Raw genomic sequence first — 18169 nt, 5'->3', positions numbered from 1 at the left:
CGAGTGAGCGGGTGGGCGGGGGAACGGGGGGAGTGGATCGGCCCGTGGATTCTACGGAGGATCACCCGGGCCCGGCTCAGTCGGCGGGGAGCAACCGGGCGAGGGCCGCGTCGACGTCCAGGTGGTCGGACTCCGAACCGGCGGGCACCAGCGCGAAGGTGTCCGCGAGGAAGGCCGTGACGAGGTGCTCCGGGGTGCTGAGCACGGCCCGGCCGACCGGCCCCCGCAGGGTGATCAGGACCTCGCCCCCGGGCCCCGGGCGGATCTGGACGTCCCCGCTGCCGACCGGGCCGAGCCGCCCCTCGTCGAGCAGCTCGCGGCTGAAGTACCAGCACACCCGGGCGGCGTCGCCGGTGCACCCGCACGGGGTCAGCGGGAACGCCAGGCAGGCCGCGTACGGGAGGCTCGCGTCGAAGCGGAGTTCGGCGTCGACCGGGACGTCCGGCTGCGGGCCGTCGGGGAAGGTGACGGGCACCGGGCGGACCGTGGACAGTTGCATCGGTTCGGCCTCCTGCGATCGCGACGCGCCGGACCGGGCGGCCCGGCGTACCCGGGGGCGACTACCCGGTGCGCCGAGGGGCAGCGGGCGGGGGAGGAATCTCCACGATTCCCCCGCATCGCCCGGCCGTCGGTCGTCAGCCCAGTGCCTTCGCATTCACTCCCACGGATGAAACGGCGGGCTGTCCGGCGTCCTCTGCCTGGCCGCAGGGGGCCCGTGCCGAAGCAGGCTGGGAAGCGCGGTGCTCCCGCCGCCGCCCCCCTCCCGAACGGAGCCCGTCCGTGACCAGCCCCCGGCCCCTCCAGGCAGCCGCCGCGCTGCTGCTCTCCGCGGCCCTCGCGGCCTGCTCCAGCTCCGGCACGCCGTCGACCAGCTCGTCCTCGACCAGCACGCCGTCGAACGTCGCGACCAGCCCCGCGCAGAGCAGCGCCGCCGCGGCGAGCCCCGCGCAGACCAGTCCCGCGCAGAGCACCACCCCCGTGGCGAGCCCCGCGCAGAGCAGCACCGGCGCCCTCCAGGTCACGATCAAGAACTTCGCCTTCTCGCCCGCGACCCTGACGGTGGGCCCCGGCCAGCAGGTCACCGTGATGAACCAGGACACCGTCGCCCACACCCTCACCGCCTCCGACAAGTCCTTCGACACCGGGCCGATCCAGCCCGGCGCCAGCGCGACCTTCACCACGCCGCAGCAGACCGGCGACCATCCGTACATCTGCACCATCCACCCGTTCATGCACGGCACCCTGACCGTCGGCTGACCCGCCGTGGCCCCCCGCGCGCACGCCCGCCCCCGCCTCGAGCGACGGCCCCTCCACCTGCTCCTGCGGCTGCTGGCCGTCGCCGGGCTCGCCATCGACGCGGCCGTCCACGCCCGGCTCGCCGACCAGTACGACCCGATCGGCGACAGCATCAGCCAGGGGACGCTGTTCCGCGCCGAAGCCGCCGCCGCGAGCCTGGCCGCGCTCCTGCTGCTGCTCGGGCGCCGCCGGTCCGCCGTCCTCTTCGCCTGGCTGGTCGCCGCCTCCGGCCTCGGCGCCCTGCTGCTCTACCGCTACGTCGACGTGGGCGCCCTCGGGCCGCTGCCGAACATGTACGAGCCGATCTGGTTCACCGAGAAGACGCTGGCCGCCTGGGCCGAGGGCGTCGCCACGGCGGCGCTCACCGTCCTGCTGCTGCTCGGCCTTCGGCGCCGGACCCCGCCGCCCGGGTGAACGGGCGGCGCGGCGGGGGCGACGGGCCGGGGCCCGGGCGGACCGGAGGCGATGATCGCCGGGTTCCCCGGGCCCTCACCGTCGGAGGCGGACATGCGGATCCTGCTCCTCGCCAGCGCGTTCAACAGCCTCAGCCAGCGGCTGCACGCCGAACTGCGCGACCGGCGCCACCAGGTGGACGTCCAACTGGCCGGTGACGACGAGGAGTTGCTGGCAGCGGTGGACCGGCTGCGGCCGGACCTGGTGCTCGCGCCGATGCTGCGCAGCGCGATCCCGCGCGCCCTCTGGTCCCGGCTCACCTGCCTGGTGGTCCACCCCGGCCCGCCGGGTGACCGCGGCCCGTCCTCGCTGGACCGGGCGGTCCAGGAGGGCCGCACCGAATGGGGCGTCACGGTGCTCCAGGCAGAGGCGGAGATGGACGCCGGACCGGTCTGGGCCTGGGCGCCCTGCCGGCTGCCCGGGCGCGGCAAGAGCGACCTCTACCGCAACGAGGTCTCCGACGCGGCCGTGACGGCCGCCCTGCTCGCCGTGGAGCGGGTCGCCTCCGGGACGTACCCGCCGCAGCCGCAGCACGGCCCCGGCTGGCACGGGACCGTGCGCACCCGGCCGGCGCTGCGCCAGGAGGGCCGCCGGATCGACTGGGCGGCCGACCCCACCGAGGAGGTGCTGCGCAGGCTCCGCGCCGCGGACTCCCGCCCCGGGGTGCTGGACGTGCTGTGCGGCGCCGAGTGGTACCTGCACGGCGGCCACCACGAGCCGCGGCTGCGCGGCCGCCCGGGCGAGCTGCTCGCCACCCGGGCCGGCGCCGTCTGCCGGGCCACCTCGGACGGCGCGGTGTGGATCCCCGAACTGAGCCGCCGCCGCGCGCCGGGCGGGCCCGCGACCGTCAAGCTCCCGGCGGTGACCGCGCTCGGCGCCCTGCTGCCGACCCTGCCGGAGCGGCCGGCGCCGCTGATGCCGGACGACGGCGGGCACCCCGGCTGGTCGGACCTGCACTACCGCGAGGACGGCCCGGTGGGCTTCCTGCGGTTCTCCTTCCCGGGCGGGGCGATGTCCGCCGAGCACTGCCGCCGGCTGCTCGCCGCGTACCGTTTCGCGCTCGGCCGCCCGACCTCGGTGCTGGTGCTCGGCGGCGGCCGGGACTTCTTCTCCAACGGCATCCACCTCAACGTGATCGAGGCCGCGCCGGACCCGGCCGCCGCCTCCTGGGCGAACATCACCGCGATGGACGACCTGGTCGGCGAGGTGCTCACCACCACCGACCGGCTGGTGGTCGCCGCCGTCGGCGGGAACGCCGCGGCCGGCGGGGTGATGCTGGCGCTGGCCGCCGACGAGGTGTGGTGCCGGGCCGGCTCGGTGCTCAACCCGCACTACCGGCTGATCGGGCTGTACGGCTCGGAGTACTGGACGTACACCCTGCCGCGCCGGGTGGGCGCGGCGCAGGCCGAGCGGCTGACCCGCCAGGCCCTCCCGGTGTCCGCGGCGGCCGCCGAGCGGCTCGGCCTGGTCGACCGGGTGCTGGACGCCGGGCCCGAGGAGTTCGGCGCGCACACGGCCCGGCTGGCGGGGCTGCTCGGCGCCTCGCCGACCGTCCAGCGCCGGATCGCCGCGAAGAAGGCCGCCCGCGAGGCCGACGAGCGGACCAAGCCGCTGGACGCCTACCGGGAGGAGGAGCTCGCGGTGATGCACCGGCAGTTCTTCACACCCGAATCGCCGTACCACGCGCTGCGTTCCGCGTTCGTGCGCAAGCAGCCGGTGCCCACCGGGCTCCGCGCCGGGCTGTGACCCGAACGGCCGCGCCCGGCTTGCGCGCGTCGGCGGCCCCGCCGGGTCCGTGGACCGGCGGACCGGCCGAACCGTTGCTATGACTGGGTCCGAGCCATTTCCGTCCGGCTCCCATCCCCGAGGAGGCATCCTCATGGGTGCTGCAACAGCTGCGACTACAGCTGCAACAACCGACACCGACGTGGTGCACATTCTCTGGATCAACGCCGGCCTCAGCTGCGACGGGGACTCCGTCTCGCTGACCGCCGCGATGCAGCCGAGCATCGAGGAGATCGTCACCGGCGCGCTGCCCGGCCTGCCGAAGATCGCGGTGCACTGGCCGTTGATCGACTTCGAGTGCGGCCCGGTCCAGGGCGCCGACAACTTCGTCGAGTGGTTCTTCAAGGCCGACCGCGGCGAGCTCGAACCCTTCGTGCTGGTCGTCGAGGGGTCGATCCCCAACGAGAAGATCAAGAAGGAGGGTTACTGGTGCGGGTTCGGCGACGACCCCGCCACCGGCCAGCCCATCACCACCAGTGAGTGGCTGGACCGGCTCGCCTCCAAGGCGACCGCCGTGGTGGCGATCGGCACCTGCGCCACCTACGGCGGCATCCACGCGATGGCCGGCAACCCGACCGGCGCGATGGGCGTGCCGGACTACCTCGGCTGGGACTGGAAGTCCAAGGCCGGGCTGCCGATCGTCTGCGTGCCGGGCTGCCCGATCCAGCCCGACAACTTCGCCGAGACGCTCACCTACCTGCTCTACCAGCTGGCCGGCTCGGCGCCGATGATCCCGCTGGACGACAAGCTGCGGCCCGCCTGGCTGTTCGGCGCCACCGTGCACGAGGGCTGCGACCGCGGCGGGTACTACGAGCAGGGCCAGTTCGCCACCGACTACGGCACCCCCGAGTGCCTGGTGCGGCTCGGCTGCTGGGGTCCGGTCGTCAAGTGCAACGTCACCAAGCGCGGCTGGATCAACGGCGTCGGCGGCTGCCCGAACGTGGGCGGCATCTGCATCGCCTGCACCATGCCGGGCTTCCCCGACAAGTTCATGCCCTTCATGGACCCGCCGCCCGGCTCCCGCGTCTCCACCGGTGCCAGCAGCGCGTACGGCTCGCTGATCCGCCGACTGCGCGCGATCACCCTGAAGACCGTCGACAAGGAACCGAAGTGGCGCCACACCGGACGCCACCTGACCACGGGTTACCGCCCGCCCTGGTGACAGGGGAGGGCCGCACACCAGCCCGGTGTGCGGCCCCGTCGGCCTCCGCCCGGCCCGTGGAACCGTAGACCCCGTAGACAAGGACACCCAGAGACGATGGCAACACCGATGACCAGGGCGGCCGGCGACGGCAGCGGCCTGACCGAGATGTCGTGGGACCCGATCACCCGGATCGTGGGCAGCCTGGGCATCCACACGAAGATCGACTTCAAGCAGAAGCGGGTCGCGGAGTGCTACAGCACCTCGTCGGTCTTCCGCGGCTACAGCGTCTTCATGCGCGGCAAGGACCCGCGCGACGCCCATTTCATCACCAGTCGGATCTGCGGGATCTGCGGCGACAACCACGCCACCTGCTCGGTCTACGCCCAGAACATGGCGTACGGCGTGAAGCCCCCGCACCTGGGGGAGTGGATCATCAACCTCGGCGAGGCGGCCGAGTACATGTTCGACCACAACATCTTCCAGGAGAACCTGGTCGGGGTCGACTACTGCGAGAAGATGGTCCGCGAGACCAACCCCGGCGTCCTGGAGCTGGCCGAACGCACCGAGGCCCCGCACGCCGGCGACCACGGCTACAAGACCATCGCCGACATCATGCGCTCGCTCAACCCGATCGAGGGCGAGTTCTACCGCGAGGCGCTCCAGGTCAGCCGCTACACCCGGGAGATGTTCTGCCTGATGGAGGGCCGCCACGTGCACCCCTCCACGCTCTACCCGGGCGGCGTCGGCACCGTGGCCACCGTGCAGCTGTTCACCGACTACCTGACCCGGCTGATGCGCTACGTCGAGTTCATGAAGAAGGTCGTGCCGCTGCACGACGACCTCTTCGACTTCTTCTACCAGGCGCTGCCCGGCTACGAGGAGGTCGGCCGGCGCCGCGTCCTGCTCGGCTGCTGGGGCAGCCTCAACGACCCGGACCACTGCGACTTCACGTACCGGAACATGACGGACTGGGGCCGGCGGATGTTCGTCACCCCCGGCGTCGTGGTGGACGGCAAGCTCGTCACCAACGACCTGACCGAGATCAACCTCGGCATCCGGATCCTGCTCGGCAGCTCCTACTACGAGGACTGGCAGGGCAAGGAAATGTTCGTCACCCACGACCCGCTGGGCAACCCGGTCGACCCCCGGCACCCGTGGAACCAGCACACCATCCCGCAGCCGCAGAAGCGCAACTTCGACGACAAGTACAGCTGGGTGATGTCCCCGCGCTGGTTCGACGGCAAGGACCACCTCGCCCTCGACACCGGCGGCGGCCCGATCGCCCGGCTGTGGTCCACCGCGCTGTCCGGCCTGGTCGACATCGGCTACATCAAGGCCACCGGCCACAGCGTGCAGATCAACCTGCCCCGCTCGATGACCAAGCCCGAGGTCACCTTCGAGTGGAAGATCCCGCAGTGGAGCAACGCCATCGAGCGCAACCGGGCCCGCACCTACTTCCAGGCCTACGCGGCCGCCGCCGCCCTGCACTTCGCCGAGAAGGCCCTCGACGAGGTCCGCGCCGGGCGCAGCCAGACCTGGGAGCGCTTCGAGGTGCCGGACGAGTCGATCGGCTGCGGCTTCACCGAGGCCGTGCGCGGCGTGCTCTCGCACCACATGGTGATCCGCGACGGCAAGATCGCCAACTACCACCCGTACCCGCCCACCCCGTGGAACGCCAGCGTGCGCGACAGCTACGGCACCCCCGGCCCGTACGAGGACGCGGTGCAGAACACGCCGATCTTCGAGGAGAACTCCCCGGAGAACTTCAAGGGCATCGACATCATGCGCGCCGTGCGCAGCTTCGACCCCTGTCTGCCCTGCGGCGTGCACATGTACGTCGGCAACGGCCGCACCCTGAAGACCATGCACGTGCCCACCGGCCTGAGCGGGCTCACCGCATGACGGCCGAGCAGACCGGTCAGCGGATCCAGCAGGCCCTGGACGCCCTGGCCGGCAGCGGCGCCGAGCAGGCCGGCGAGCAACTCGTCCGCGAGCTCATGGAGTTCTACGGCGAGGGCCTGGCCCGGCTGGTCCCCGCGCTGCCACCGCCCGCCCTGGAACGGATGCTGGACGACCCGGCGGTGGCCGGACTGCTGCTCCTGCACGACCTCCACCCCGAGGACGTCACCGCCCGGATCGACCGGGCCCTCGCCAACCTGCCCGAGCGGCTCGAGGTGCTCGGCTTCGCCCCGGAGAGCGGCACCCTGCGGCTGCGCCGGACCGCCTCCGGCTGCGGCTGCGGCGAACCGGAGGTGGAGGCCGCCCTGGCCTGCCACGCGCCCGAGGTGACGGCCCTGGAGCTGGAGCGGGCCCCGCAGCTGCTCCAGATCGGCACCCGCCCGCCCCAGCCCGCGGAGGCGCGATGAACACCCGGAGGGTCTCCCGCGACGGGACCGCCCTGCTGCGCAGGCTGCGCGAGCCGGCGCCCCCGCGGCCCGAGCAGTGCGGCCTCTGCGGCCACGACCTGCCGCCCGGCCACCGCCACCTGGTGGACGTCGAGGAACGCGCCCTGGCCTGCACCTGCACCGCCTGCGGCCTGCTGTTCCAGCAGCACGGCGCGGCCGGCGGCCGCTACCGCACCGTGCCGGACCGCTGCCTGGTCGACCCGGACGGCGAACTGGACGAGCGGGTCTGGTCGGTGCTCGGCGTCCCGGTCGGCACCGTGTTCCTGTTCCGCAACGCCGTACTGGACCGGCTGCTCGCCTTCTACCCCGGCCCGGCCGGCGCCACCGAGAGCGAGGTGGACGAGGAGGCCTGGCAGCGCGCCCTCGGCACCAGCCGGCTGGCCGCCGCCCTGGAACCGGACGTGGAGGCCCTGCTGCTGCGCCGCGCCGAAGGCCGCGTCGCCTGCTACCTGGTGCCGATCGACGTCTGCTACGAGCTGGTCGGCCGGCTCCGGCGGTGCTGGCACGGCTTCGACGGCGGCGCCGAGGCCCGCGCCGAACTCGACGCCTTCTTCGAGCAGTTGGCCCACCGGGCCCGCCCGCTGCCCGCGGCGGTGACGGCGTGACGTCGCTCGCCTTCGCCTGCACCGGGGTGCGCTCCGACCCGTACGCGGCCGGGCCCACCCTGGTGTTCCGGCTGCGGATCACCGCGCCCGCCGACACCCGGGTGCACGCCCTCGCCCTCCAGTGCCAGCTGCGGATCGAACCCGCCCGCCGGCCGTACGGCGAGGCCGAGGGCGAGCGGCTGGGCGACCTCTTCGGCGGTCGGGAGCGCTGGGCGACCACGCTCAACCCGATCCAGTTCGCCAGCGTGCCGCTGCTGGTGCCCGGCTTCACCGGCGAGACCGAGGCCGACCTGGTGGTGCCGTGCAGCTACGACCTGGAAGTGGCCTGCGCCCGGTACTTCCGGGCCCTGGACGGCGGTGAGGTGCCGCTGCTGCTGCTCTTCTCCGGCACCGCCTTCGCCGGCCCCGGCGGCTTCCAGGTCACTCCGGTGCCCTGGGACAAGGAGGCCCGGGTGCGGATGCCGGTGCGGGTCTGGCGGGAGGCGGTCGACCAGCACTTCCCCGGCTGCGGCTGGCTGCGCCTGCCGGAGGACGTGATGGACCAGCTGCTGGCCCACCGCTCCCGGCGGGCGCTGCCCTCCTGGGAGGCCACGGTGCGCGACCTGCTGGCGACTGCGGCGGTCGGGGAGGGGGTCCGGTGACCGGGCTCACGGTCGAGCTCCCCGAGGGGATCGAGCGCGGCTTCGCGGCCGCCCGGCAGATCGCCGACGCGGTGCTGCTGGAGGGCTACGTGCTCTACCCGTACCGCGCCTCGGCCGCCAAGAACCGGCTGCGCTGGCAGTTCGGTGTACTGGTGCCGCCCGAGTACACCCGGCAGGGCGGCGAGCACTCCCACCAGCGCACCGAGTGCGTCATGGAGGCGCGCCGGGAGGACCGGCTCGCGGTCGAGCTGCGCTTCCTGCGGGTCCAGCGGCGCACCGTCGAACAGGCCACCGCCGGCGGCGGGTTCGAGTCGGTGGAACGCCTGGAGCTGGCCGACCGGGTGCTCGTCGAATGGGACGAGGGCGTCGAGGAACGGATCGAACTGCTCGTGCCCGTCGAGGAGTTGACCGGAGTCGGGGTGCAGCGGGAGTTCCGGCTGCCCGGCGTCGGCGGCACCGAGCTGGTGCACGACGAGCAGGGCGGCGCCGTCGGCCGGCTGGTGCGGCGGCGCGAACAGGTGGACGGGCTGGTCCGGTTGCGGATCGAGGAACTGCCCGGCCCGTACCGGGCGCAGCGGCTGACCGCCGAGGTGGAGAACGTCTCCGACTGGACGCCGCGCCGCAAGGCCGGGCGCGAGGAGGCGCTGGCGCGCTCCCTGGTCTCCGCCCACCTGCTGCTCGGACTGGAGCACGGCCGGTTCGTCTCGGTCACCGACCCGCCCGAGTGGGCCCGCCCGGCCGTCGAGCGGTGCCGCAACGACCGCACCTGGCCGGTGCTGGCCGGACCGGACGGCGGGTACCAGGTGATGCTGTCCTCGCCGATCATCCTGGAGGACCACCCGCGGATCGCCCCGGAGAGCCTCGGCACCCTCTACGACGCCACCGAGATCGACGAGATCCTGGCGCTGCGCACCGCGGCCCTGACCGAGGACGAGAAGCGCGAGGCCCGGGGCACCGACGACCGGGCCGGGGCGGTGATCGACCTCGCCGAGTCGATGCCGCCCGAGGTGCTGGAGCGCCTGCACGGCGCCGTCCGTGGGCTGCGGGAGATCACCGGTGCCGGGACGGACTCCGAACAGCCCTGGTGGGATCCGGGCGGCGACCCGGATGTCGACCCGGAGCGGGACAAGGTGCTGGTCGACGGCCGGCAGGTCGGCGCGGGCAGCCGGGTGCTGCTGCGGCCCGGACGGCGGCGCACCGACGCCCAGGACCTCTTCCTGGACGGGCGGACCGCCGTCGTCGAGGCGGTGCTGCACGACGTCGACGGATCGGTGCACCTCGCCGTCACGGTTGAGGACGACCCGGGCGCCGACCTGTGGCGGGCCCAAGGGCGCTTCCGCTACTTCCAGCCCGACGAGGTCACCCCGCTGGAGGAGTCGTGACCGGCGCGCCGGTGCTGGTCGCCGGGGTCGGCAACATCTTCCTGGGCGACGACGGCTTCGGCGTGGAGACCGTCCGGCGGCTGAGCGGCGTCGCGCTGCCGGACGGCGTCGAGGTGGTCGACGTCGGGGTGCGCGGGGTGGACCTCGCCTACCGGCTGCTCGACGGCTACCGCACCGCCGTGCTGGTGGACGCCACCTGCCGGGGCGGCCCGCCCGGCACCCTCTACCTCATCGAGGCGGCCGCCGAGCCGCTGGAGGTGCCCGCCCTGGACGGCCACCGGATGGGCCCGGACGCCGTGCTCGGGCTGCTCGCCACGCTCGCCGCCGGCACCGGGGGCGAGCCGCCCGGCCGGGTGCTGGTGGTCGGGTGCGAACCGGCGTCGCTGGAGGAGGGCATCGGGCTGAGCGAGCCCGTGGCCGCCGCCGTGGACGGGGCCGTCCGGATGGTCCTGGGGGCCGTCGAGGAGGCCGTGCGGTCGGGTGCGTCGAGTGCTGAGGTGTCGAGCCCGGGTGCGTCGAGTGCGGGTGTGTCGAGTGCGGGTGTGTCGAGTGCTGATGCGTTGAGTGCGGAGTCCGAGAGGAGGACAACACCATGCTGAGGAAGCTGTTCTGTGCGGCCCTGCTGGCGGGGATCGGTGCACTGGTCTGGCAGAGCCTGCCGGACCTCAAGCGGTACCTGAAGATCTCCCGGATGTGACCCGCGGATTGCTGCGAACGGTGCAGCCCCGGACCAGGTGGCGGCGCGGCTTCGGGCCGTGGCCGCCACCGCCCCCTGTAATGGGGCCCGTTGCCGCCCGCCCCGGGAAGGGACCCATGCACGAGATGTCGATCGCCGCCGCCGTCGTCGAGCAGGTGGACACGGCCGCGCGCGAACACCGGGCCCCCGGGGTGGCCCGGGTGCGGCTGCAGGTCGGCGAGTTGGCGGGCGTGGTGCCCGAGGCCCTCGACTTCTGCTTCGAACTCGCCTGCGCCGGAACGCTGGTGGAGGGCGCGGTGCTGGACACCGAGCCCGTCGCGGCGCGGGCCCGCTGCGCGCCCTGCGCCGTCGAATGGGCCGTCGGCATGCCGCCGGACCTCGGCTGCCCGGACTGCCGCTCGGGCGTGGGCGTCGAGCTGCTCGCCGGGCGAGAGCTCCAGATCCTCGACGTCGAGTGGGCCGCCGGCCCCGGCGTCCCGGTCGAACAGAAAGGCTGAAACCGATGTGCCAGACGGGCCACACGGTCGACCTGCGCCAGGCGGTGCTCGCCCGCAACGACGACAGCGCCCGCGAACTGCGGGCCGCGCTGACCGCCCGCGGGACGGTCGCCGTCAACCTGCTCTCCAGCCCCGGCAGCGGCAAAACCGCCCTGCTGGAGGCCGAGTTGGGCCTGGCTCGGCGGCGCGGGATCGCCGTCGCGGCGCTCACCGCCGACCTCGCCACCGAGAACGACGCGCTGCGGCTGGCCCGTTCGGGCGCGCCCGTGAAGCAGGTGCTCACCGACGGGCTCTGCCACCTGGAGGCGCGGATGCTCGCCGGGCACCTGGACGGCTGGCTGGCGCAGGACTGCCGGCTGCTGTTCGTGGAGAACGTCGGCAACCTGGTCTGCCCGGCCTCCTACGACCTCGGCGAATCGCTGCGGGTCGTGCTCGCCTCCGTCACCGAGGGGGAGGACAAGCCGCTCAAGTACCCGACCGCGTTCGGGCTGGCCAACCTGGTGCTGGTGACCAAGGCCGACCTCGCCGCGGCGGCCGAGTTCGACGAGGCGGCGTTCCTGGCCAACGTCCAGCGAGTCAACCCCGGTGTGGAGGTGGTGCCCACCTCGGCCCGGACCGGGGACGGCGTCGGGGCGCTGCTGGAGCGGGCGCTGGCCGTGCTGGCGGGCGCGGCGCCGCACCGGCCGGTGATGGCGGCCGGGCATGCGCACGGGGGGCACTTGCACGGAGGCCACTCGCACGCGGTGCCGGGGACGCCGTGACGGCGCTCGACCGCGAACGGCGGCGGGTCGCCGTCCGGGGCCTGGTGCAGGGCGTCGGCTTCCGGCCCTTCGTCTTCGCGCTGGCCGGGGAACTCGGGCTGGCGGGCAGCGTCACCAACACCGGGGAAGGCGTGCTGGCGGAGGTCGAGGGCAGCCCGGCCGCCCTGGAGGCCTTCTGCCGACGGGTCGCCGCCGACGCGCCGCCGCTCGCCCAGGTCGCCTCGGTGGAGCACGCACCGCTCGCCGCCACCGGCGCCACCGGCTTCACCATCACCCCCTCCCGCACCGACGGGCCCCGCGCCACCCTGATCCCGCCCGACGTCGCCGTCTGCGCCGACTGCCTGGCCGAACTCACCGACCCCGCCGACCGGCGCCACCGGCACCCGTTCATCAGCTGCACCAACTGCGGCCCCCGGCACACCATCGTCACCGGCCTGCCCTACGACCGCGCCAACACCACCATGGCCGGCTTCCCGATGTGCGCCGACTGCGCCCGGGAGTACACCGACCCCGCCGACCGCCGCTTCCACGCCCAGCCCGTCGCCTGCCACGCCTGCGGACCGCGGCTCGCCCTGACCGTGCCCGGGTGCGCCGAACTCGGCGGCGAGTACGCCTTGGTGGAGGCCCGGCGGCTGCTCGCCGACGGGGCGGTCCTCGCCGTCAAGGGCATCGGCGGCTACCACCTCGCCTGCGACGCGCGCGACGCCGAGGCCGTCGCCCTGCTGCGCCGGCGCAAGCGGCGCGGCGACAAGCCCTTCGCCGTGATGGCCCGCGACCTCGCCACCGTCGAGGCGCTGGTGCCGCTCGGGCCCGTCGAACGGGAACTGCTCACCGGCGCCGTCCGGCCGATCGTCCTGCTGCGCCGCCCCGGGGGCTTCGCGGCGCAGCTCCCGGCGGTCGCCCCGGGCAGCCCCGACCTCGGGGTGATGCTCCCGTACACCCCGCTGCACCACCTGCTGCTCGCCGCCCCCGGGCCCGACCTGCTGGTGATGACCAGCGCCAACCTCTCCGGCGAGCCGATCGTCACCGACGACCGGCACGCGCTCGCCGCGCTCGCCCCGCTGGTGGACGGCTGGCTCACCCACGACCGGCCGATCCACGTCCCCTGCGAGGACTCGGTGGTGCGGGTGGTGGACGGCGAGCAGCTCCCGCTGCGCCGTTCGCGCGGGTACGCCCCGCTGCCGCTCCCGCTGCCGGTGCCCGTCCGGCCGGTGCTGGCGGTCGGCGGGGACCTCAAGAACACCTTCGCGCTCGCCCGCGACGGCTACGCCTGGCTGTCCGGCCACATCGGCGACATGGACGACCTGGCCACCCTGCGCGCCTTCGACCGCGCGGTGGAACAGCTCGGCACGGTCAGCGGGGTGCGGCCCGAACTGCTGGTCGCCGACCGGCACCCCGGCTACCGCTCGCTGCAGCACGCCGAACGCACCGCCGCCGGCCGCCCGGTGCACCGGGTGCAGCACCACCACGCCCACATCGCCGCCGTGCTGGCCGAGCACGGCCTGGACGGCAGTCGGCCGGTGCTTGGCGTCGCCTTCGACGGCACCGGCTACGGCGAGGACGGCGCGATCTGGGGCGGCGAGGTGCTGCTGGCCGACTACGACGGGTTCCGCCGCCTCGCCCACCTCGGCTACGTGCCGCTGCCCGGCGGTGACGCCGCCGTCGAGCGCCCGTACCGGACGGCGCTCGCCCACCTGCGCGCCGCCGGGCTGCCCTGGGCGGCCGGGCTGCCACCGGTCCGGGTCTGCCCGGAAGAGGAACTCCGGCTGCTGGAGCGGCAGTTGGAGCGCGGGCTGAACTGCGTGCCGACCTCCAGCATGGGCCGGCTGTTCGACGCGGTGTCCTCGCTCGCCGGGGTCTGCCACCGGGCCGGGTACGAGGCCCAGGCGGCGATCGAACTGGAGGCGGCCGCAGTGGAGTTCGGCCCGGCGACGGGCTACGCCTTCGGGCTGGTGGAGCGGGCGGACGGCTGGGTCCTCGAACCCGGGCCGGTGCTCGCCGCAGTGCTGGCGGACCTTGCCGCGGGAGCGCCGACCGGGCTGATCGCGGCGCGCTTCCACAGTGCGGTGGCCGAGGCCGTCCGGCGGGTCTGCGCGGCCGTCCGGGCGGAGTACGGGATCTCGACGGTGGCGCTCAGCGGCGGCGTCTTCGCCAACGCGCTGCTCTCCTCGGCCTGTTGCCGCGGCCTCGGGGAGGACGGCTTCACCGTGCTGCGGCACCGCCGGGTGCCGCCCAACGACGGAGGGCTGGCGCTCGGCCAGCTGATGGTGGCCGGCCGGTCGTCGGCCGCCCGGGAGGAGTGAGAGCGGATGTGCCTGGCTGTGCCCGGCAGGGTGACGGAGATCGAGGAACGCGACGGGACCAGGATGGCGGTGATGGACTTCGGCGGGGTGGTCAAGGACGTCTGCCTGGAGTACCTGCCCGACCTGGCCGTGGGGGAGTACGCGATCGTCCACGTGGGGTTCGCGCTCCAGCGGCTGGACGAGGAGTCGGCGCGCAGGACGCTGGAGCTGTTCGAGGAACTCGGGCTGCTGCAGGAGGAGTTCGGCGACCCCTGGGAGACGGCGGGGGAGTCCGTGGCGGATTCTGTGGCGGCGTCGGCGTCGGCGTCGGCGTCGGTGGCGACTGAGGAGGCGGGGCGGTGAAGTACCTGGAGGAGTTCCGCAACCCCGAGCTGGCCGAGGGCCTGCTCGCCGACATCAGGGCGACGGTCACCCGGCCGTGGGCGCTGATGGAGGTGTGCGGCGGCCAGACGCACAGCATCATCCGGCACGCTATCGACCAACTCCTGCCGGACGAGGTCGAGTTGATCCACGGGCCGGGCTGCCCGGTGTGTGTCACCCCGCTGGAGGTGATCGACCGGGCGCTGGCGATCGCCGCCCGGCCCGGGGTGATCTTCTGCTCCTTCGGGGACATGCTGCGGGTGCCCGGCACCGACCGCGACCTGTTCCGGGTCCGGGGCGAGGGCGGCGACGTCCGCGTCGTGTACTCGCCGCTGGACGCGCTGAAGATCGCCCGGGAGAACCCGGACCGGGAGGTCGTCTTCTTCGGCATCGGCTTCGAGACCACCGCCCCGCCCAACGCCATGGCCGTCCACCTGGCCCGCAAGCAGGGCCTGCGCAACTTCAGCATGCTGGTCTCGCACGTCCGGGTGCCCCCGGCGATCGAGGCGATCATGGACTCGCCGGACTGCCGGGTCCAGGCCTTCCTGGCCGCCGGGCACGTGTGCAGCGTGATGGGCACCGCCGAGTACCCGGCGCTCGCCGAGCGCCACCGCGTCCCGATCGTCGTCACCGGCTTCGAACCGCTCGACATCCTGGAGGGAATCCGGCGCACCGTACGGCAGTTGGAGCGCGGCGAGCACAGCGTCGACAACGCCTACCCGCGGGCCGTCCGCCCCGAGGGCAACCCGGCGGCCCGCGCCATGCTGGAGGACGTCTTCGAGGTCACCGACCGGGCCTGGCGCGGCATCGGCGTCATCCCGCAGAGCGGCTGGCGGCTCGCCCCGCGCTACCGCGACCACGACGCCGAGCACCGCTTCGACGTCGGGGGCATCCGGACCAGCGAACCCGCCCAGTGCCGGGCCGGCGAGGTGCTCCAGGGGCTGCTCAAGCCCCACCAGTGCGAGGCCTTCGGCACCGTCTGCACCCCGCGCACCCCGCTCGGCGCCACCATGGTCTCCAGCGAGGGCGCCTGCGCCGCGTACTACCTCTACCGGCGGCTGAGCACGCCGATCGGGCCGAGCACCCCGAGCCCCGTCCAGGAGGCGAGCCCCGTTGGCTGACACCGAACTGCTCACCGAACAGGCCGACTTGGTCGACCCGGCCGGCGCTCCGGATTTCGCGGGCTGGAGCTGCCCGCTGCCGCTGCGCGACCACCCCCGGGTGGTGATGGGGCACGGCGGCGGCGGGGCGATGTCCGCCGAACTGGTGGAGAACATCTTCGCGCCCGCGTACGGCAGCCGGGCCCTGGCCGGCCTCGGCGACTCCGCCGTCCTCGACCTGGGCGGCGCCCGGCTCGCCTTCTCCACCGACTCCTACGTGGTGCGGCCGCTGTTCTTCCCCGGCGGCTGCATCGGCGACCTCGCCGTCAACGGCACCGTCAACGACCTGGCCATGAGCGGGGCCCGGGCGGCCTACCTGTCCTGCGGCTTCATCCTGGAGGAGGGCGTGGAGCTGGCCGTGGTGGACCGGGTGGCCCGGGCCCTCGGCGCCGCCGCCCGCACCGCCGGGGTGGAGGTGGTCACCGGCGACACCAAGGTGGTCGAGGCCGGGCACGGCGACGGCGTCTACCTGAACACCGCCGGCATCGGGCTCGTCCCGGCCGGGGTCGACATCCGGCCGCAGCGGGCCCGCCCGGGCGACGTGGTGATCGTCAGCGGGCCGATCGGGCTGCACGGGGTGGCGATCATGAGCGTCCGGGAGGGGCTGGAGTTCGGGGTCGAGGTGCGCAGCGACTGCGCGGCGCTCGGCGGCCTGGTCGAGGCGATGCTCGCCGTCACCCCCGACCTGCACGTGCTGCGTGACCCCACCCGGGGCGGGCTGGCGGCGGCGCTCAACGAGATCGCGGCGGCGGCCGGGGTGGGCGTGGTGGTGAGCGAACGCGCCGTGCCCGTCCCGGACCCGGTGGCCAACGCCTGCGCCGTGCTGGGCCTGGACCCGATGTACATCGCCAACGAGGGCAAGCTGGTCGCCTTCGTCCCGCGCCCCGAGGCGGACGCCGTGCTCGCCGCCATGCGGGCCCACCCGCTCGGCGCGGAGGCGGTGGTGATCGGCGAATGCGTCGAGGACCACCCCGGCATGGTCGTCGCCCGCACCGGCTTCGGCGGCACCCGGGTCGTGGACCTCCCGCTGGGCGAGCAGCTGCCGCGGATCTGCTGACAGTGTTGATCGCCTGTCTACCGGTGGCTGATCAGCTGTGGGCACTGACCACTTCGAGTCCTGGGAGGACCATGATGATCAAGCGTGCGGTAGTCGCTCTGGCAGCGGCCGTGTTGGTCGGTGTCGGCGCCGGTGTGGCGATCGCGGACGACGGAACGGCGTCCGGATGGCACGGTGACGCCAACGCGTCCTCCGTGAAGCCCGGGCACATGGTGACCGCGTCCGGTTGGCTCGAGAAGCCCGAACCCGGCGTGCTCTAGGCCCGACGAGCGCGCCCCGCCGGATCCCTGTAGCGGCGGGGCGCGCTCGTATGTCGGTGGCCTGGTCTATGGTCGTCCGCATCGGGACGGGCCGGGGGTCGAGGAGGGGCAGTTGGAGCCGCAGGGGAGCGAGTGGGACGCCCGGGTGGCCGGGGTGCGGCGGGCGGCCGAGGCCGGGGTGATCGAGGAACTGGTCAGGCTCCTGTACCGCGTGAACGTCGACCTCGGTGGCGATTGGAGCCTCGACGCCGGCTGCCGGGTGATCGAGGTGCTGGGGCGGATGCCCGTGTCCACCCGGGTGCTGCTGCTGTGCAGGATGACGGACGGGCTGGAGGAGACGGCCGTCCACGCGCCGAGCGAATGCCGGGGGCTCGCCGCGCTGGTCGTGCGGCTGGCCGACGGGCTGACCTGTGAGCAGCTGGCCGCTTGGCGTAAGCCGCTGCTGGCCCTGGCGGCGGAGGTGATGACCCTCTGGGAGGGCTGGCGACTGGGCTGTCTGGCCGAGGTGGAGCTGGCGGCGGGCCGGACCCTGCCGGACGCGGTCATCGCGACCGTCCGTCGGACGGCGCTGGCCGCCGAAAGCCCGGGTGACATCCTCGACGTGGCCGCGGGGATCGCCGAGCCACCGCTCAACCCCGGTGAACCGTGGGCCGATCGCGCGCTCGCGGACCTGGCGGTCACCGGACCGGCCTGGCACGCGTTGATCGGCCACGCGCTGGCCCTCTCCCACTCCCGCCCCGGTGTCGGATGGCAGCGTGCTGGGCGGGGGATGCTCGCCCGACTCGGGCCCGAGCGGGTCCGGTCGGCGATCAACGGGTGGCTCGTGCTGACCGGGGAGCCCCGCAGCCTGCCGGTGAAGTCCCACCACGGCCCGGGCACCGCGGAGTTCGAGGCCGACCCCTTCAACTTCCGTGCGCTGCACGGCCTCGCCGCCTTGCTGGCCCTGACGCCCGCCCATCCGGAATCAGCCGCCGCGCTGGGGCACCTGGTGGAGGCGTCCTTGGTGCGCATCCCCCGCGTCGGCCCGCGATCGCACAAGACGGCCGCCGGGGCTGCGCGCGCCCTCGTCCAGCTCGGGGACCAGGACGCCCACGACGAGCTCGACCGCTTGGCCGGCACGGTGACGTACCCCCCGGTGCTCAGGATCATCTCTGGAGCCCTCGCCGCCAGGACGCCGTAGCGCCGGTCGCGGGGGCCTGCGGGGATATCGATTTCGCGTTCGGTCGGGTTGTCACGTATGGTGATCTCACCGACGCGGGGTGGAGCAGCTCGGTAGCTCGCTGGGCTCATAACCCAGAGGTCGCAGGTTCAAATCCTGTCCCCGCTACTAGCAGGAGCCGGGGTCGGCGCACTTGGTGCGCCG

Annotated in this window: 20 protein-coding genes and 1 tRNA gene; 20 read left to right on the top strand and 1 reads right to left on the bottom strand. The window is 74.0% G+C overall.

What is annotated here, in order from left to right; genetic code table 11:
* Positions 1-76: 76 nt before the first annotated feature.
* The gene (locus tag ACFVXG_RS35580; RefSeq protein WP_387933704.1) at positions 77-499 is read right to left on the bottom strand and encodes an SsgA family sporulation/cell division regulator; all 423 of its coding nucleotides are present in this window, start codon (positions 497-499) and stop codon (positions 77-79) included.
* A gap of 281 nt (positions 500-780) precedes the next feature.
* On the opposite strand from ACFVXG_RS35580, the gene ACFVXG_RS35575 reads away from it, so the two are divergent.
* From ACFVXG_RS35575 to ACFVXG_RS35480, 20 genes are all read left to right on the top strand, one after another.
* Positions 781-1257 (top strand): cupredoxin domain-containing protein, encoded by a 477-nt coding sequence (locus ACFVXG_RS35575; RefSeq protein ID WP_387933702.1) that lies wholly within the window; start codon positions 781-783, stop codon positions 1255-1257.
* A gap of 6 nt (positions 1258-1263) precedes the next feature.
* Positions 1264-1710: a hypothetical protein gene (locus ACFVXG_RS35570; protein ID WP_387933701.1), complete on the top strand. Its 447-nt coding sequence runs from the start codon at positions 1264-1266 to the stop codon at positions 1708-1710.
* Positions 1711-1803: 93 nt separating this feature from the next.
* The gene (locus ACFVXG_RS35565) at positions 1804-3495 is read left to right on the top strand and encodes an enoyl-CoA hydratase-related protein (RefSeq protein ID WP_387933699.1); all 1692 of its coding nucleotides are present in this window, start codon (positions 1804-1806) and stop codon (positions 3493-3495) included.
* A gap of 133 nt (positions 3496-3628) precedes the next feature.
* Complete coding sequence (locus ACFVXG_RS35560) at positions 3629-4696, top strand: hydrogenase expression protein HypE (protein WP_387933698.1); 1068 nt, start codon at positions 3629-3631, stop codon at positions 4694-4696.
* Between the two features lie 96 nt (positions 4697-4792).
* Positions 4793-6580: a nickel-dependent hydrogenase large subunit gene (locus ACFVXG_RS35555; RefSeq protein ID WP_387933696.1), complete on the top strand. Its 1788-nt coding sequence runs from the start codon at positions 4793-4795 to the stop codon at positions 6578-6580.
* Positions 6577-7044, top strand: a complete 468-nt coding sequence (locus tag ACFVXG_RS35550) for a thioredoxin (RefSeq protein ID WP_387933695.1) — start codon at positions 6577-6579, stop codon at positions 7042-7044. Before ACFVXG_RS35555 ends, ACFVXG_RS35550 begins: the two co-directional genes overlap by 4 nt.
* On the top strand, positions 7041-7688 hold the full coding sequence (locus ACFVXG_RS35545) for a DUF5947 family protein (RefSeq protein ID WP_387933693.1): 648 nt from the start codon (positions 7041-7043) through the stop codon (positions 7686-7688). The genes ACFVXG_RS35550 and ACFVXG_RS35545 overlap by 4 nt, the downstream gene beginning before the upstream one ends.
* Complete coding sequence (locus tag ACFVXG_RS35540; RefSeq protein ID WP_387933692.1) at positions 7685-8329, top strand: DUF6084 family protein; 645 nt, start codon at positions 7685-7687, stop codon at positions 8327-8329. The genes ACFVXG_RS35545 and ACFVXG_RS35540 overlap by 4 nt, the downstream gene beginning before the upstream one ends.
* Positions 8326-9711: a hypothetical protein gene (locus ACFVXG_RS35535; RefSeq protein ID WP_387933690.1), complete on the top strand. Its 1386-nt coding sequence runs from the start codon at positions 8326-8328 to the stop codon at positions 9709-9711. Before ACFVXG_RS35540 ends, ACFVXG_RS35535 begins: the two co-directional genes overlap by 4 nt.
* Complete coding sequence (locus ACFVXG_RS35530) at positions 9708-10310, top strand: hydrogenase maturation protease (RefSeq protein WP_387933689.1); 603 nt, start codon at positions 9708-9710, stop codon at positions 10308-10310. Before ACFVXG_RS35535 ends, ACFVXG_RS35530 begins: the two co-directional genes overlap by 4 nt.
* Positions 10304-10408: a DUF6893 family small protein gene (locus tag ACFVXG_RS35525; RefSeq protein WP_387933688.1), complete on the top strand. Its 105-nt coding sequence runs from the start codon at positions 10304-10306 to the stop codon at positions 10406-10408. The genes ACFVXG_RS35530 and ACFVXG_RS35525 overlap by 7 nt, the downstream gene beginning before the upstream one ends.
* A gap of 116 nt (positions 10409-10524) precedes the next feature.
* Positions 10525-10905 carry a hydrogenase maturation nickel metallochaperone HypA gene (locus ACFVXG_RS35520; RefSeq protein WP_387933686.1) on the top strand — a complete coding sequence of 127 codons (381 nt, stop codon included), beginning with the start codon at positions 10525-10527 and terminating at the stop codon, positions 10903-10905.
* Between the two features lie 5 nt (positions 10906-10910).
* Positions 10911-11666, top strand: a complete 756-nt coding sequence (gene hypB, locus ACFVXG_RS35515; protein ID WP_387933685.1) for a hydrogenase nickel incorporation protein HypB — start codon at positions 10911-10913, stop codon at positions 11664-11666.
* Complete coding sequence (hypF, locus tag ACFVXG_RS35510; protein ID WP_387933683.1) at positions 11663-13969, top strand: carbamoyltransferase HypF; 2307 nt, start codon at positions 11663-11665, stop codon at positions 13967-13969. The genes hypB and hypF overlap by 4 nt, the downstream gene beginning before the upstream one ends.
* Before the next feature lie 6 nt (positions 13970-13975).
* Entirely contained in the window at positions 13976-14311 is a 336-nt protein-coding gene (locus tag ACFVXG_RS35505) for a HypC/HybG/HupF family hydrogenase formation chaperone (protein WP_387933681.1), read from the top strand.
* Positions 14308-15450: a hydrogenase formation protein HypD gene (gene hypD, locus ACFVXG_RS35500; RefSeq protein ID WP_387933679.1), complete on the top strand. Its 1143-nt coding sequence runs from the start codon at positions 14308-14310 to the stop codon at positions 15448-15450. Before ACFVXG_RS35505 ends, hypD begins: the two co-directional genes overlap by 4 nt.
* A gap of 7 nt (positions 15451-15457) precedes the next feature.
* Complete coding sequence (hypE, locus tag ACFVXG_RS35495) at positions 15458-16546, top strand: hydrogenase expression/formation protein HypE (protein WP_387933826.1); 1089 nt, start codon at positions 15458-15460, stop codon at positions 16544-16546.
* Positions 16547-16617: 71 nt separating this feature from the next.
* On the top strand, positions 16618-16806 hold the full coding sequence (locus tag ACFVXG_RS35490) for a hypothetical protein (RefSeq protein WP_387933678.1): 189 nt from the start codon (positions 16618-16620) through the stop codon (positions 16804-16806).
* Between the two features lie 112 nt (positions 16807-16918).
* Complete coding sequence (locus ACFVXG_RS35485) at positions 16919-17986, top strand: hypothetical protein (RefSeq protein WP_387933676.1); 1068 nt, start codon at positions 16919-16921, stop codon at positions 17984-17986.
* 73 nt (positions 17987-18059) lie between these two features.
* Positions 18060-18133 (top strand) — tRNA-Met (locus tag ACFVXG_RS35480).
* Positions 18134-18169 lie beyond the last annotated feature (36 nt).

Origin of the sequence: Kitasatospora sp. NPDC058162 (genome assembly GCF_042884005.1) — a bacterium.
Taxonomy (GTDB): domain Bacteria; phylum Actinomycetota; class Actinomycetes; order Streptomycetales; family Streptomycetaceae; genus Kitasatospora.
Note: the sequence above shows the minus strand (reverse complement) of the source record. Positions and strands in the feature narration are given on the sequence as shown.